This is a genomic window from Bacillus infantis (assembly GCF_008180445.1).
Taxonomy (GTDB): domain Bacteria; phylum Bacillota; class Bacilli; order Bacillales; family Cytobacillaceae; genus Bacillus_AB; species Bacillus_AB infantis_B.
In genome coordinates this window covers 62,257-76,087 of the sequence record NZ_VTER01000001.1, presented here as the reverse complement: position 1 = coordinate 76,087, position 13,831 = coordinate 62,257, and the positions used below count along the sequence as shown (strand labels likewise).

General features: G+C 41.5%; 15 protein-coding genes. 10 read left to right on the top strand and 5 right to left on the bottom strand.

Translation table 11 applies throughout. The features are described from left to right. Positions 1-8: 8 nt before the first annotated feature. From galU to FZD51_RS00410, 3 genes are all read left to right on the top strand, one after another. The gene (galU, locus tag FZD51_RS00420; protein WP_148972942.1) at positions 9-893 is read left to right on the top strand and encodes a UTP--glucose-1-phosphate uridylyltransferase GalU; all 885 of its coding nucleotides are present in this window, start codon (positions 9-11) and stop codon (positions 891-893) included. Between the two features lie 111 nt (positions 894-1,004). Continuing rightward, the gene (locus FZD51_RS00415) at positions 1,005-2,312 is read left to right on the top strand and encodes a UDP-glucose dehydrogenase family protein (RefSeq protein ID WP_148972941.1); all 1,308 of its coding nucleotides are present in this window, start codon (positions 1,005-1,007) and stop codon (positions 2,310-2,312) included. Between the two features lie 25 nt (positions 2,313-2,337). Beyond that, complete coding sequence (locus FZD51_RS00410) at positions 2,338-3,345, top strand: NAD-dependent epimerase/dehydratase family protein (protein ID WP_148972940.1); 1,008 nt, start codon at positions 2,338-2,340, stop codon at positions 3,343-3,345. A 60-nt stretch (positions 3,346-3,405) separates the two neighbouring features. On the opposite strand, the gene FZD51_RS00405 is transcribed toward FZD51_RS00410, so the two are convergent. Next, positions 3,406-4,182 carry a Cof-type HAD-IIB family hydrolase gene (locus tag FZD51_RS00405; RefSeq protein ID WP_148972939.1) on the bottom strand — a complete coding sequence of 259 codons (777 nt, stop codon included), beginning with the start codon at positions 4,180-4,182 and terminating at the stop codon, positions 3,406-3,408. Between the two features lie 225 nt (positions 4,183-4,407). Between FZD51_RS00405 and FZD51_RS00400 the strand changes: the two genes are divergently transcribed. Beyond that, on the top strand, positions 4,408-4,698 hold the full coding sequence (locus FZD51_RS00400) for a DUF5316 family protein (protein ID WP_148972938.1): 291 nt from the start codon (positions 4,408-4,410) through the stop codon (positions 4,696-4,698). A 70-nt stretch (positions 4,699-4,768) separates the two neighbouring features. Here FZD51_RS00400 and FZD51_RS25960 read toward each other — a convergent pair whose 3' ends face one another. Both FZD51_RS25960 and FZD51_RS00395 read right to left on the bottom strand, forming a co-directional pair. Beyond that, entirely contained in the window at positions 4,769-4,933 is a 165-nt protein-coding gene (locus FZD51_RS25960) for a hypothetical protein (RefSeq protein ID WP_187445569.1), read from the bottom strand. Positions 4,934-4,959: 26 nt separating this feature from the next. Beyond that, positions 4,960-6,132 (bottom strand): S41 family peptidase, encoded by a 1,173-nt coding sequence (locus FZD51_RS00395; RefSeq protein ID WP_148972937.1) that lies wholly within the window; start codon positions 6,130-6,132, stop codon positions 4,960-4,962. A gap of 114 nt (positions 6,133-6,246) precedes the next feature. Between FZD51_RS00395 and FZD51_RS00390 the strand changes: the two genes are divergently transcribed. From FZD51_RS00390 to FZD51_RS00365, 6 genes are all read left to right on the top strand, one after another. Further along, entirely contained in the window at positions 6,247-6,780 is a 534-nt protein-coding gene (locus tag FZD51_RS00390) for a GNAT family N-acetyltransferase (RefSeq protein ID WP_148972936.1), read from the top strand. Positions 6,781-6,973: 193 nt separating this feature from the next. Next, positions 6,974-7,411, top strand: coding sequence for a GNAT family N-acetyltransferase (locus tag FZD51_RS00385; protein ID WP_148972935.1), 438 nt, complete (start codon positions 6,974-6,976; stop codon positions 7,409-7,411). Positions 7,412-7,609: 198 nt separating this feature from the next. Further along, on the top strand, positions 7,610-7,999 hold the full coding sequence (locus FZD51_RS00380) for a hypothetical protein (protein WP_148972934.1): 390 nt from the start codon (positions 7,610-7,612) through the stop codon (positions 7,997-7,999). 422 nt (positions 8,000-8,421) lie between these two features. Then, positions 8,422-9,600, top strand: a complete 1,179-nt coding sequence (locus tag FZD51_RS00375; protein ID WP_148972933.1) for a hypothetical protein — start codon at positions 8,422-8,424, stop codon at positions 9,598-9,600. Between the two features lie 24 nt (positions 9,601-9,624). Continuing rightward, positions 9,625-11,970 (top strand): hypothetical protein, encoded by a 2,346-nt coding sequence (locus tag FZD51_RS00370; protein ID WP_148972932.1) that lies wholly within the window; start codon positions 9,625-9,627, stop codon positions 11,968-11,970. A gap of 55 nt (positions 11,971-12,025) precedes the next feature. Further along, a complete protein-coding gene (locus FZD51_RS00365; RefSeq protein ID WP_148972931.1) occupies positions 12,026-12,607 on the top strand; it encodes a class D sortase in 582 nt (193 codons plus the stop codon). 307 nt (positions 12,608-12,914) lie between these two features. Here FZD51_RS00365 and FZD51_RS00360 read toward each other — a convergent pair whose 3' ends face one another. Further along, positions 12,915-13,115 (bottom strand): anti-repressor SinI family protein, encoded by a 201-nt coding sequence (locus FZD51_RS00360; protein ID WP_148972930.1) that lies wholly within the window; start codon positions 13,113-13,115, stop codon positions 12,915-12,917. 18 nt (positions 13,116-13,133) lie between these two features. Next, on the bottom strand, positions 13,134-13,733 hold the full coding sequence (locus tag FZD51_RS00355) for a TetR/AcrR family transcriptional regulator (protein WP_148972929.1): 600 nt from the start codon (positions 13,731-13,733) through the stop codon (positions 13,134-13,136). Between the last annotated feature and the right edge of the window lie 98 nt (positions 13,734-13,831).

Genomic DNA, 13,831 nt, shown 5'->3' with positions numbered 1-13,831 from the left:
AAGGATAGGTGAAAATTCGAAAAGCAATCATACCGGCTGCCGGACTTGGAACAAGGTTCCTCCCTGCAACAAAAGCATTGCCAAAGGAAATGCTCCCGATCGTTGACAAACCGGCCATCCAATATATTGTCGAAGAAGCTGTGCTGTCAGGGATAGAGGATATCATTATCATCAGCGGAAGGAGCAAACGTTCAATCGAAGACCATTTTGATAAGTCCTATGAACTTGAAGAAACCCTGTATAAAAAAAACAAGCATAGCCTGTTAAAAGAGGTCCAAAGTATATCCCAGCTGGCCAATATTCATTATATCCGCCAAAAAGAACCGAAAGGACTCGGCGATGCTATCTATTGTGCAAGAAGTTTTGTCAACAACGAACCTTTTGCTGTCTTGCTCGGTGATGATATTGTCAAATCCAGGATACCCTGCCTGCGGCAGCTTATAGATGTATTTGACCTCCATCATTGTTCTGTTGCAGGAGTACAGCAGGTAGCTGAAGAGGATGTCTCAAAATATGGGATCATCAAACCGAAAAACAAAAGCTTAGAGCAAGACGTGTTCAGTATCGAAGCTTTGGTAGAAAAGCCAAAAAAGGAATTGGCTCCATCCAGGCTGGCTATTATGGGACGATATATTTTGACACCTGGAATTTTCAATATTCTCAAAGATTTACCGCCAGGCTCCGGCGGGGAAATTCAGCTGACAGATGCACTGAACATTTTAAATAAATCAGAAACAGTCCTAGCCTGCGGCTTTCAGGGGCAGCGATATGATATCGGAACGAAGGCAGGCTTTATCAGGGCAACGATCGATTTTGCGTTAGAGCGGGAAGATCTCAAAGATGAGATTTCAAGCTATCTCAGAAAGCTTTCCCTCGAAGATCAATCACATTAGAGTTTGCATTCTGCTGGGTTTTTGACGGTTGCAAGTCTGTACCGGCTGCCATAGTTTATAGAAAATTACCTTTCTGGAATGCAATGACAGAAGTGGATTCGGGGTGAAAAGATGAATATAGGAGTAATTGGAGCCGGCTATGTCGGGATTACGACAAGTGTGGCATTTGCCAAATACGGCCACAAAGTGTTCGTAATGGATCAGGATCCCACAAAAATCAGCATGATGAAACAGAATAGACTTCCCTTTTATGAAAATGGGTTAGAAAACGAATTCCAGCAGCTTCAGCTAAATGGGAATCTTATATTCACAGGTGATTTAGAAGAATGTATAAAAAAAAGTGATTATATCTTTATTGCAGTCGGCACACCATCATCGCCTAAAGGAGAAGCCGATTTATCCTATGTTGAGGATGCTGCCAGGTCGATTGGGGGACTTCTGAACGATTATAAAATCATTGTCATAAAAAGTACCGTTCCTGTTGGCACCGGTGACCATATTAAAAAAATAATCGGGAGTGCGATTGCTGAAAGAAACAAAAAGATTCCTTTTGACCTTGTCTCAAATCCTGAATTCCTGAGAGAGGGAAAGGCTTTAGAGGATGCCCTCAATCCTGAAAGAATAGTAATAGGATGCGAGCCGGGGCCATGCCAAAAAGCAATGGAAAGATTGTATAAAGATGTTTCCTCAACTATTCTATTTACATCAGTAAGAGACGCGGAAATGATTAAATATGCTTCGAATGCGTTCTTAGCTGCAAAAATATCCTTTATCAATGAACTGGCACGGCTATGCGAAAAAACAGGGGCTAACATTAATGAGGTCGCAAAAGGAATGGGTCTCGACAGCCGGATTGGGCCGCAGTTTCTTAGAGCGGGGATAGGATACGGCGGTTCCTGCTTTCCCAAGGACTTAAAGGCGTTGCTTGCCATGGCTTCGGAAAAGAAAACCCAAATGGATATTCTTACGGCTGTTTCAAAAGTTAACGATACCCAGGCTGAATGGTTCCTGGAAAAGGTTACAGATGCTCTCGGATCATTAAAAGGGAAACAAATCGCTCTGCTCGGCCTCACTTTTAAACCTCAAACTGATGACATCAGGGAAGCATCTTCGCTTAGAATAATAGATTTTCTCCTGCAGAAGAAAGCTGTCATAACAGCGTTCGATCCTAAAGGAACAGAAAATATGAAAAAGGTATATCCTGATATACTTTATACATCTTCGCCTTTAGCAGCAGTAAAAGACGCGGAAGCGATTCTGGTGGTTACCGAGTGGAACGAAATAGTAGAAATGGATTGGGAAAAGGCGAAAACGCTTGCGTCAGGAAGCCATTTATTTGATGGACGCAATGCCCTGGACCCTTCAGCTATGAAAAGAGCGGGTTTTATTTATAAAGGAGTCGGCATAAGTTCATTTTAAAGCATGAAGGAAAGGAGTCTGAAGGGTGCATCAGAAGAAAAATCCAATTTTTATTACAGGCTGTGCAGGATTCATTGGCTTTCATTTATCAAAAAAGCTGCTCGAAAAAGGCCTCCCCGTACTTGGCCTGGACAATATAAATGACTATTATGATCAGGATCTGAAATATTCAAGACTCCAATTATTAAATAATTATTCCGGTTTTTATTTTATAAAAGGATCACTTGAGGACCAGAGGCTGCTTGAATCTCTCTTTACACAACATGAGCCTCGAATCGTCGTTCACCTGGCAGCCCAGGCAGGGGTCCGCTACAGTCTGTTAAATCCACATGCCTATATCCAATCAAATGTAGCGGGGTTTATGAATATACTTGAATGCTGCCGTATATATAAAATTGGCCACCTGCTTTACGCCTCCTCCAGTTCTGTTTATGGGAATAACAAAACCATCCCCTTTGCAGTGGAGGACCGCACTGACGAGCCCGTAAGTTTATATGCAGCCACGAAAAAAGCAAACGAGCTTATGGCGTACACGTACAGCCATCTATATAAAGTTCCTGCAACCGGTCTCAGGTTTTTTACTGTTTATGGGCCTTGGGGAAGGCCGGATATGGCGTATTTCAGCTTTGCCGAGAAAATAGTCAAAAAAGAGCCGATCGAAGTTTATAATTATGGCAATATGAAGAGAGATTTTACCTATGTAGATGATGTAACAGAATCAATTTGGCGGCTGATGGAGAGAGGACCGGAGAAGTCTTTGCCGTTCAGTCTTTTTAATATAGGCAATAGCCAGCCTGTTGAGCTGAATGAATTCATCAGTGTGCTTGAAAAGAAACTGGGAATCCCGGCGATTAAGACTTTCAAGCCCATGCAGCCGGGAGACGTACAAGAGACTTATGCCAAAGTTGATGATCTGGAGAGACTGATTAACTATAAGCCTGTAACCAGCATTGAGGAGGGCCTCGAAAAGTTTGCCGAGTGGTATAAAGAATATTATGATACAGAGCCTGATTTAAAGAACCCTGGATTATAGAATCCAGGGTTCATTTTAACGGCTGCATTCTTTTTTTGAAGGCAAGATTATTTTTCAGATTCACTCCAGTATCCCAAATTTTTTTAAAGCGTATCCGATGCCATCCTCACTGGATTTGCGGGTGACAAAATCAGCAATGGCTTTTAGCTCATCAGTTCCATTCCCCATTGCTATCCCGAGACCGGCCAGTTCAAGCATATCGATATCATTGTTTCCATCTCCGAAAGCAACCATCTCTGATGGCTCAATCTCAAAGAATTCAAGCACTTTCATGATGGCTAAAGACTTGGAAACTTCCTTCTGGAGCACATTTGCTATAAACGGATGCCATCTTTGAAAAAAGAGATCGGGGAAAGCATGAATGTATTTTTTCATCATTTCTTCGTTTGCGTACAGGCACATTAAATAGACTTCCTGTTCATGGATATTTTCATAAAATGGAGGATAATCTGTAAAGGCCAGCGTCTCCTTCAGTGTCTTTAGAATTTCTTCGCTTTGTACGCCATTGGTGCTGAATTCTTCCGTGAAGTAGGATAAACCGTGGTTTTCTGCTAGGGAAAAGGCAGCCACATCACGGATGACCTGCGGATCAAGCGTTACCTTATGGATGACCTGATCACGGTGCTTAACATAACCTCCGTTTGCAGTCACAAATGTATCAATGCCAAGCTCCTCAATCTCCCTGCACAATGACAAGGGCCTGCCGGTCGCAGCAGCAACCTTGATCCCTTGCTCTTTCAGCTTAAATATCGTTTCCTTCATCTTATCTGAAATGCTTCCGTCTTCATGATGGGTGATTGTCCCATCCACATCGAAAAATATAATTTTATAGCTCATAAAGACCTCCGGCGACAGTTGTTTTCGGTATTTTTGTTTTAATAGGAATGACCCGAGATATCATTGTGATCACTATTAAAATGTTTTTATAGAATATTATAACATCTTCAACAACTCTGCTTTTCAGGTAATATGATGAAAGTTGATTTTTCGGAAAGTTATTATGATTTTGAAACCAAATTAATACCTGCTCCGTAAAATTGATACAGGAAAGGGGGAAGCAACTTGAGATATATTCTGATAGGCATTGGAATATCCATCCTTGGTATAATAGCTTCTTTATTAGCAGGAGTTCTGGAATATGCCCATTTGGTTACCGGAGCCATCGGCCTGCTGTTCTGGGGAGTCTCCGTCCTTGTTTCAGGTATCATTATGGGACCCCATAGGTACAAAGCTGATTTGCATGTGGAAGAACCTCCGGAGCAAAGAAAAAAGCGCAGAAGAACAGCGGCGGCCTCTATTTTAATAGGACTTCCGAATATTGCGCTGGCTTTGCTTCTTTATATGGCCAGATGAAAAGGACCTTTGCCAAAGGTCCTTTTCGCTTTCAGGCTGATTTAATTCCATTTCTATGCATTGCCTCTTGTTATTTCTGCCCATTCTTCTCTACATAATCAAAAATCCGTTCAAGCTGGCCATCCTGTCCGGAGATGATGTCTTTCCTGGTTTTTTCTATCATTACATCTGGTACAATGTATGGCAGATGGCTTTTTTCTTGATTTGGCCTGAAATATTCCTTGTGTGAAATCACCAAGGCAAATCTGCTGTATGGAAGTCTCAGGAAACCGGGTTGCCGCCTGAAGTCTCACCGATGACTTCAGCCAGATTGTTGTCCTGAAATAAAACTGCAAATTGAGCAGCAGAGCTGAATGTTCCGCTATCTGAAGCAATATAAATCTTGCCAGTGAATATAGGAGGATCCTGTAAATTTTCAACTTTGCTAGAGGGTATATTATGTACGCCTTTAGTCCGTCTGTAGCCATATCTTTTTGCTGCTTCGGTAGAGTATTTCGTTAGATAGCCTATACTTTGAATGTTCGCAGCGGGAAGATGCTTGAGAAAACTATTTGTCACGCCCGTATCTCCACCACCATTACCCCTCAGGTCAATAACGATGTTATCAATACCTTTTTCAACTGTTTCCTGAAAAAAAGAGTCTACTGCAGACTGATAGCCTATTGTATCTAAGCATGTGTCCAAATTGAAATATGCTATATTCCGATCTTGCTGAATCTCCCAGTTGAACCATTCTTTTGATTGGCCAGTGGTGCTGTAATTGTTTTCTAATAATTTTACTTCAGCCTTAAGCTGTTTTCCATCTCGTTCAATCGTTGCTTTGACTGTATCGTCCTTTTCAGCGATTGATATTTCTTTAAGAAAGATTTCGTAATGCAGCAATGCTAAGCTGGTTTTTTTCTCCCAATATTCATTTTCTGCAGAAATCAGCTTGCTCAACTTTTCATTCAATTCTTCAGGAGAACGCCCGCCCATTTTTAATATAAGATCCCCGGCCTTTAGGGTAGAATCAAAACTTTTAGTGACAACAAGTCCTTCTTTGACCCATTCCAAAGCTGCCGGGAAGGTTTTTGAATGCACCAGCATTTCCCCGGAAGGAAACACGGTAGTATGCGGATCCTTAAGCCTGCTTGTAAACTCCATGAGTACCTGTGCAAATTCCATTGCAGTCAAAGCTCTCTTTATCTTTTTTTCAGTTTCACTTACAGCCTTATCCCAATTATCAATATTCCTTTTAGGATCGGGGTGGATCTCAAGGATTTTTGTTTTCATGAAATCAAAATCTTTTTTCATTACGGCAGGAGAAAGCAGGTCTTCTGATTTCAGCATTTCTTTTTTCATAATCTCATCCTTTGATAATGCGGCATGGGACTCCCATTTACAACCCGATAAAAATATGAAACAAATTAAAAACAGCACCATGTATTTTTTCATCGTTCACCTGCCTGGCTATTAGTCTACACTATTATACTAACTGAAAAAGTAAGTATTTTACAATTGGGAAAACAACTGTAAAATTAGTAAATGGCAATCAGAGGGGGAGAATAAATGTTTAAAGAACTCGAGACAGAGAGATTAAGGCTAAGGGAGATTGTGATGGAGGATGCGGAAAGCCTGTTTGAGTATTTTTCGAGAAGTGATGTTGTACGCCATTACGGACAGGATGCTTTCCAGCGGGTAGAACAGGCTGAAGAAATGGTCCGTTTTTTCCAAAAATACTTCAACGAAAAAAGGGGAGTCCGCTGGGCTATTGAAATAAAAGGAACTAATAGGCTGATTGGCACCATCGGGTTTAACTCTTGGCTCCCCAAGCACCATCGGGCTGAAATAGGCTATGATCTCCATTCTGGCTATTGGGGGAAAGGATATGCATCAGAGGCTGCCGAAAAGGCAATTGCTTACGGTTTTGAAGAAATGGATCTGTCCAGGATCGGGGCGGTAGTGTTTCTTGAGAACCATGCATCTAGTAAGCTCCTTTGCAAGCTGGGCTTTGAAAAGGAAGGTTTATTGAGGGGGTATATGTATCAGGATGGAAAAGCAAATGATACATACCTTTATGCTCTTTTAAAGGAAAAGCGGTAAACCTATAAGAGAAATATATGCGAAGATAGAAAATTCTGCTATTATAAAAGTGGCAGTATATAACTGGACCAGTTTGTTAAAGGAGGCGTTCATTATGCAAAACAATTCAGTAAGAAAGCATAACAGCACAGAGGGGAATACGGCTTCTTAACAAAATAGTCGAGCGTTCCCCTTATGATGAAAGGGGAAAACAATGATTAATTTACAAGAAATCAATGAAGAAAATTGGTATGAATGCTGCCAGCTGAAGGTAGCCAGTGACCAGGAGGCTTATATGGAGCCTAATGCAGTATCAATCCTGCAGTCTCATTATGAACAGACTTTAAGAGCTTTTGCCATTTTAAAAAATGGAAAAATGACAGGCTTATTGATGTATAATACTGTTCCAGAAGAATTGGATTCTATCTGGATATACAGAATCATGATTGATTCCAATATGCAAGGGCAGGGGATTGGAAAAGCAGCCGCGCTCCTGATGATTGAGCAAATGGCACAGCTGCCAGGTGCCAGGAGTATAGCGGTTGGCTATCATCCTGACAATCTGGCTGCACATCACTTATATGCAAGCCTTGGTTTTATTGATAAGGGAGATAGATTCGGCAAGGAGATGGCTGTGTTAAAAGAACTTTAAGAAAGGAGCCTTCCTTGGCTTCTTTTTTATGGCTTTGGCTGGGCATTGCTAGAGCTTCCCGCGAGATGCAAGCAGGTGAGCATGAAACATAATCAATGCTTATAAAATGCTCTTCATAAAGATAGCTCACTGCTTATTTTCATAAACGGGTGATGTCCTTTTAGCTTATCCAGATAGAAATCTAAGGGGTTTTTGAAAGTGATGAAAAATATTCTAATGCTGTTATTACTTATGCTGGCTGCTATTTTGGCTGGCTGTTCGGCTGAAGAAGTTTTGTCAGTCGGCAAACCTTTTCATGAGGATGGAGTCGAAGGGGTCCGGTTTTATACTGAAGTGGATGATTCCGCTCAAATCCAGCAGCTCCGGTCTTTATTGGACGATTTGACAGTAAAAAATTCAACTGGGGAGCCCGGCAGAACAGCAGATACTGCTTTTGTTTTAAAACGGCCAAAACAAGGAGTTGCCGAGAAATTTGCTTATTTATGGTACACAGAGGACGGGACAGCGGTCCTTAAAGAAGGAGAACAATATTATCTTGCCGATAAGGAGCAGGCAGGAAAACTGAAAAAACTGCTGGATCAACAATAAATTTTTTTTTTTTATAAAGCCTTTGCCTCAGCGCAAAGGCTTTATATTTTTATTAAATCAAAAGTACTAAGCTATATGGATTAATGGGCAACTTATTCCCTATTTATGCTGAATAATGTTTAAATTTGTAAATCTTTTGGTAAAAAACTAAAGTGTTATTGTAATATTTGTAATAGTTTTGAAAGGGGGTGAAAAGAATGGGATCAACCAAGATCTGGTCAGCTTTTCTCATTTGTGCCATCTTTTTCGTCCCTGCAGCAGCTTTTGCAGAAGAAGGTTCTCCAGCTGAAGAAATAGAAAAAATACCAGATCAGACATCTCATGTAAAAGTTGAGATTCTCGGTATTTCGGTTTCTGCAACAGCGGATGGAAAAAGGGAAACAAGCAAAACTGAAAGAAAAGGGCTCCTGAATGGAATTGAAGTGAAGGCACCGATTCTAGATGCAAAAATTTCAGCAGCAGAAGGAATCGAGGCCGGAACGCCTGTTATTAAAACATCAATCTCTAAAGAAAAAGGTATCGAGGCAAAGGCCCAAGTGGCAGATGTGAAGATTTCTGAAGATACCGGTATAAAGGCAGACGTGCCTGCAGCCGGCACTTCAGTTTCTTTGAAAAATGGAGTGAGTGTGAAAACTCCTGGTTTGAAAGCAGAAATATCTGAGGAATCGGGGATTAAAGCGAAAAGCTCTATATTAAAAAGTTCTTTAAATGTTAAAGACAGTTTAAAGGCAGAGACACCTGTAGCCACGGCTGAAGTATCCCCGGAAGATGGAGTAAAACTGGAGTCTTCAATAATCAGTACGTCTATTTCAAGCGAAGGCATCCATGTGAAGACACCTAGAGCTGGTGCTGAAATATCATTAGAGGTTGATTCAGATACACAGCTTCCTTCTCCTATTCCATCTGAAGAGGGCACAAAAACGGATCCTGTACAAGAAGAAGAATGGCTTCCTCAGCCTAACCGGACAACTGCTCCAGTAAAATCCGATGAAAATAAAAGCTCTGAACCTGAAGATTTTCCGGAGCATGATAACAGGATCGGCGAAAATGATGACAAGAATAGCTACGATCCTGTTGCTCATGAGAAAAATGAAGCTTTAGAAGAAACCGGCAATGAAATTATAATACCCCGCGCTGAACACGGCGAAACAGAAGCTAGTGAGTTTGCTGTTCTAAAAGAAAGCCAGCCGGCAAGAGCTGATCTGCTCGGAGATATGAAAGATTTACTTCCTGTAGATTCCGGTTTTAAAGCTGAACAGACAGTTATAAATCCAAAACAAAAAGAAGACAACATCTCAAATTCTTTGGATAATGGCCGTCAGGATAATCGAGAGGCAAGTTCAGCAAGCGCGCTGCTGCTTTTTGAATCTAAAGCATCCCTTGCAGGTAACGGTTCAGGCACAGGGCAGGCAACTTCACATTCTTCAGGACACAGCCAGCCATTTCCGGCAGCTGTAATGCTAATGGCGGAAGCCCCTGCACCAATTTTGTCTGATAAGACTAAAAAACAGCCAGACTGGCTAAAGAGCCAATGGACCAATGCACCTCCAACTCCGCCGCCGAATCAACCCTTCTTCTCTAAAATCATAATGACAAAATAAAAAGAGAAGAAGGAGAGATACGAAATGAATAATAAACACTTGATGAAAGCCATTGCTTTGTCCGGTATCTTTACAACAGGTATACTATCTGGAACCCTTTTTGCTCATGCAGAAGAGGGAAAAGTGACAATATCATCTGATGTCTCAGTTGCTGCCGAAGCTGGGAATGAAAGTACTAGAGCAGAAAGCATCCCTGACAAAGACAATAAGCCGGCTGCTGAAAGTGTTGATGTGGAAAAGAGTGGAGATTTAGAAGCAAGCAAGACAGATAGCGTTAAGGATCCTGCCAGCATTACTTCTGACAGCCCATCAAACAAGGTATCAAAAGAAGCGAATGAGGAACAACAAATTTCAAGTCGGGAAAAGTCGTCAGCTGTTATAGACACTGACTTAAAAGACCTTCCCATCCTCGGAGATGTTGAAATAAATGTATTGGAAGGGAAAGAGATGGAAGGAGAAGAGCAAAAGGCAGAAAACCAGTCACTCCTTCATGTTAATCTTAAGGACCTGCCTATTGCAGATGAAGCAGATGTAGATGTTTTGGAAAAAACAGAAGCATCGACAAGTGAAGGAAGGTATGAACATACAGCTGTCCTGGATGCTGAAGTGGAAGACCTGCCGATTTTGGAAGAAGCGGATGCCGGAGTACTGGAAAAAACAGAAGCATCGACAATGGAAGGAAGGTATGAACATACAGCTGTCCTGGATGCAGGAGTGGAAGACCTGCTGATTTCGGAAGAAGCGGATTTGGGCGTACTGGAAAAAACAGAAGCWTCGACAAGTGAAGGTAAGTATGAACATACAGCTGTCCTGGATGCGGGAGTGGAAGACCTGCCGATTTTGGAAGAAGCGGATGCCGGCGTACTTGAAAAAACAGAAGCATCGACAATGGAAGGAAGGTATGAACATACAGCTGTCCTGGATGCAGGAGTGGAAGACCTGCTGATTTCGGAAGAAGCGGATTTGGGCGTACTGGAAAAAACAGAAGCATCGACAAGTGAAGGAAGGTATGAACATACAGCTGTCCTGGATGCTGAAGTGGAAGACCTGCCGATTTTGGAAGAAGCGGATGCCGGCGTACTGGAAAAAACAGAAGCATCGACAATGGAAGGTAAGTATGAACATACAGCTGTCCTGGATGCAGGAGTGGAAGACCTGCTGATTTCGGAAGAAGCGGATTTGGGTGTACTGGAAAAAACAGAAGCATCGACAAGTGAAGGTAAGTATGAACATACAGCTGTCCTGGATGCGGGAGTGGAAGACCTGCCGATTGCTGAAAAAGCAGATGTGGGTCTTTTGGAAGAAACCAGATTCTCCAGCGAGAAAATCGCAGGAGAGCATTCTGCGGCAGTTGATGCTGACCTAGATGCCCTTCCTCTTTTAGGAAATATCAAGCTGGGTGTGTTTGAAGAATTTGAGTTGGACAATGGAGAAAGTGAACTTGAAAAATCTGCAGCAGTTGATGCTGACTTTGATGACTTGCCAATACTTGGAGATATTGACCTTGGCATTCTAAAGAAATTTGAAGCATCCAGAGGAGAAAGCCAGCTAGATGAATCTGCTGTAATTGATGCTGATATGGCTGATCTTCCCCTCTTGGGAAATATCAATCTTGGTGTTCTTAAAGAAATGGAAGCAGCCAATGGAGAGAACGGCCTTGAACATTCCTCATTAATAGACTTGAATGTAACTGATTTGCCTCTCCTGGATCATATCACTATTGATATTTTAGAACGTGAAGAGATTTCTGTGGGGTCTGAGAGTACTGATTATCCAAGCCAGCAGCCTGACGATCAAAAAAACGGATCCAGTGAAGAAGAAGGCTCTAAGCAGCCGGATACAAATGATGATAATTATGCTGAAAATGGACAAGACGGGCAAACACCTGGCAATGGTAATAACTCACCGGACAATGAGGGCAATAGCAATCAGGACAACACAGGAGATGGTGAATCAGGACAAAACGGGGAAACTGCTCCAGAAGATGAAGAGAATAGTTCAAGCGAAGAAAATAAAGAGAGTGGCAGCAACAGCAGCAATGGGCAAACTGGCCATCAAGCTGACAGCAATAGCCAGGAGGAAAATGCCACAGAAAAAAGATCAGATTCCGGCAGGCTGTATCAGAATGGTCACGAAAGTTCCTGGGATGAAATGGATCATGGTGTAAATTATTCTCCTGTATCTAAGGATGGAATGACGATGTTCAATAACGCCGGCAGCAGTTCACTAAGCGGTCAGAGTGCATTACAGTTAATGGATAATAAGCTCCCGAAAACAGGCGGGCTGCTTGATCAGAATATACTGGCTGCTTTAGCATTGCTGCTCATTGCGGCAGGCACTTGCTTAACCTTAATTAGAAAAACATACTAAAATTTGCTGGGGGAAGCCAACTCTTCCCCCTTTTTCCATTAAAGGGGTGAAAGCAATGAAAAGGACGGGTGCATTTTTGATATTTTTGGGCTGCTTATTGCTAATATACCTGGGATACGGAAAAGCTGAACAGCAGTCAGAAATGCAGGAACTGATTAAGGAAATTGAGCAGCTGGCTATATCAGATCCTGTATCGAATAAAGCTAAGACTGTTAAAGCTTCCTCAAATAAAAGCAATCAATGGATTTTAACCATACCTGAAATTGCCTTAGAATTGCCCGTTCTTGAAGGAACCACACCCGAAATCCTCGATAAGGCCGCTGGACGGCTAGAGAGCAGCGGACAATTGGCCCGGACAGGACAAAATTTTGTCATTGCCGCCCACCGGTCCCATCAATTTGGGCAATTTTTTAACAGACTGGATGAGCTTATGATAGGAGATGAAATTAATATTACGGAGGGTGAAAAGACTTACCGCTATATAATCAATGAAAAAAAAGTGATTTTACCAGATCAGATCGAGTATTTAAGTCCGCAAAAAAATAAATCGATGCTTACTTTAGTTACATGCCATCCGCGTTACTCAGACAAAAAAAGGCTTCTGGTTTTCTCAGAGCTTGCAGAAAAAAGGGATTAGGGCAGAGGAGAGCCATAAGGACTTCAGTAAGGCAAGATAGACTTACTCTAAAGTTTATCTTGCCTTATTATTTCTTCAATTTATAAAGTGGTTTGCCATCCTATTGCGTTTCTTCTCTATCATAGCAACCCTTGCTTTTCCAAAAAGCCTCTGCTGGAATGTTTTAATTTCAATAAACTATTTTTGTTTTTTCAGCATAGCATCTTCTTGATAGTCTTCATTATATCTTCTTGTGATAGAACTGGCTTCCAGTGGAGATAATATCAAACTCCGGATGGGAATTCTTATTTAAAGATCAAGAAGGATATTATCTTTGCTGCTGGGTATGAACTATATATTTTTTGACTCCTTTTTGCTTTAATTTTTTGGCTTGCTGTATCTTCAAGGGAGTATCTGAACTGTTCGAATCTTTAATAAAGCGGCGCACTTCTTCTTTTGTCAGTCCCAAGTGCCTGGCTTGTTGGATTAACAATCTCCATTCAGGATCAATTTGTGCATTCTCTCCCATCGTATTGCCCCCTAAAAATTACTTCTTATTGTCTAATAGTCCGTAAAGGAAGATATCCACAGTTTCCTCTGCCAACATATCGGGTGATTTCTTGCCTGTAAAAATCTGGGTGATGACAAGACGTTCAATAGCACCCACAAGGCTCACTGCTGCCAGTTCCATATTAGCTTCTTCCCGGAAGTAGCCTGCTCTTTGCTCGGAAAGAAGATTATGGTGGATTTGGGCGGCCATTTGTGATTTTATGCTTTCTGCATCGGGATTCATAAAAAACCCGATCTTAGCAAGCATCTGATTTTCATGAAAAAAACTGAAAATGGCAAAAAGTCCAGATTTAATTCTATTCTGAAGCTGCGGTATTTCTACACCAGGCTCTATTCGGCTCGCATCTGTTAAATAAGAGAGCTTTTGCTGAAATTCCTTGATCAGTTCATGAAAGATTGCCTCCTTACTTGGATAATAAAGATAAAATGAAGGCTGAGTTAATCCTGCCTTTTTAACAATCGTGCTGATTTTGGAATCATTGTAACCATTCTCAGCAAATTCCTCAGCTGCAATTTTTAAAAGCAGATTTTTGCTATTTTCTCCGATGGAGCCTCTTTTGCGTCCTCGATTTCCCATTGTCCTATCTCCTGCAGATTATATTACTCACCAGTATTATTTATAATATACCATAAATAGTCAATCTATTATGGAAATTTATCCATTATTAAGAGAAT

Bases quoted from the DNA above. Each gene is read 5' to 3' on its own strand.
- FZD51_RS00415 (WP_148972941.1), top strand. From the start codon at position 1,005: ATGAATATAGGAGTAATTGGAGCCGGCTATGTCGGGATTACGACAAGT.
- FZD51_RS00405 (WP_148972939.1), bottom strand. From the start codon at position 4,182: ATGAGCTATAAAATTATATTTTTCGATGTGGATGGGACAATCACCCAT.
- FZD51_RS00395 (WP_148972937.1), bottom strand. From the start codon at position 6,132: ATGAAAAAATACATGGTGCTGTTTTTAATTTGTTTCATATTTTTATCG.
- FZD51_RS00390 (WP_148972936.1), top strand. From the start codon at position 6,247: ATGTTTAAAGAACTCGAGACAGAGAGATTAAGGCTAAGGGAGATTGTG.
- FZD51_RS00385 (WP_148972935.1), top strand. From the start codon at position 6,974: ATGATTAATTTACAAGAAATCAATGAAGAAAATTGGTATGAATGCTGC.
- FZD51_RS00365 (WP_148972931.1), top strand. From the start codon at position 12,026: ATGAAAAGGACGGGTGCATTTTTGATATTTTTGGGCTGCTTATTGCTA.
- FZD51_RS00360 (WP_148972930.1), bottom strand. From the start codon at position 13,115: ATGGGAGAGAATGCACAAATTGATCCTGAATGGAGATTGTTAATCCAA.
- FZD51_RS00355 (WP_148972929.1), bottom strand. From the start codon at position 13,733: ATGGGAAATCGAGGACGCAAAAGAGGCTCCATCGGAGAAAATAGCAAA.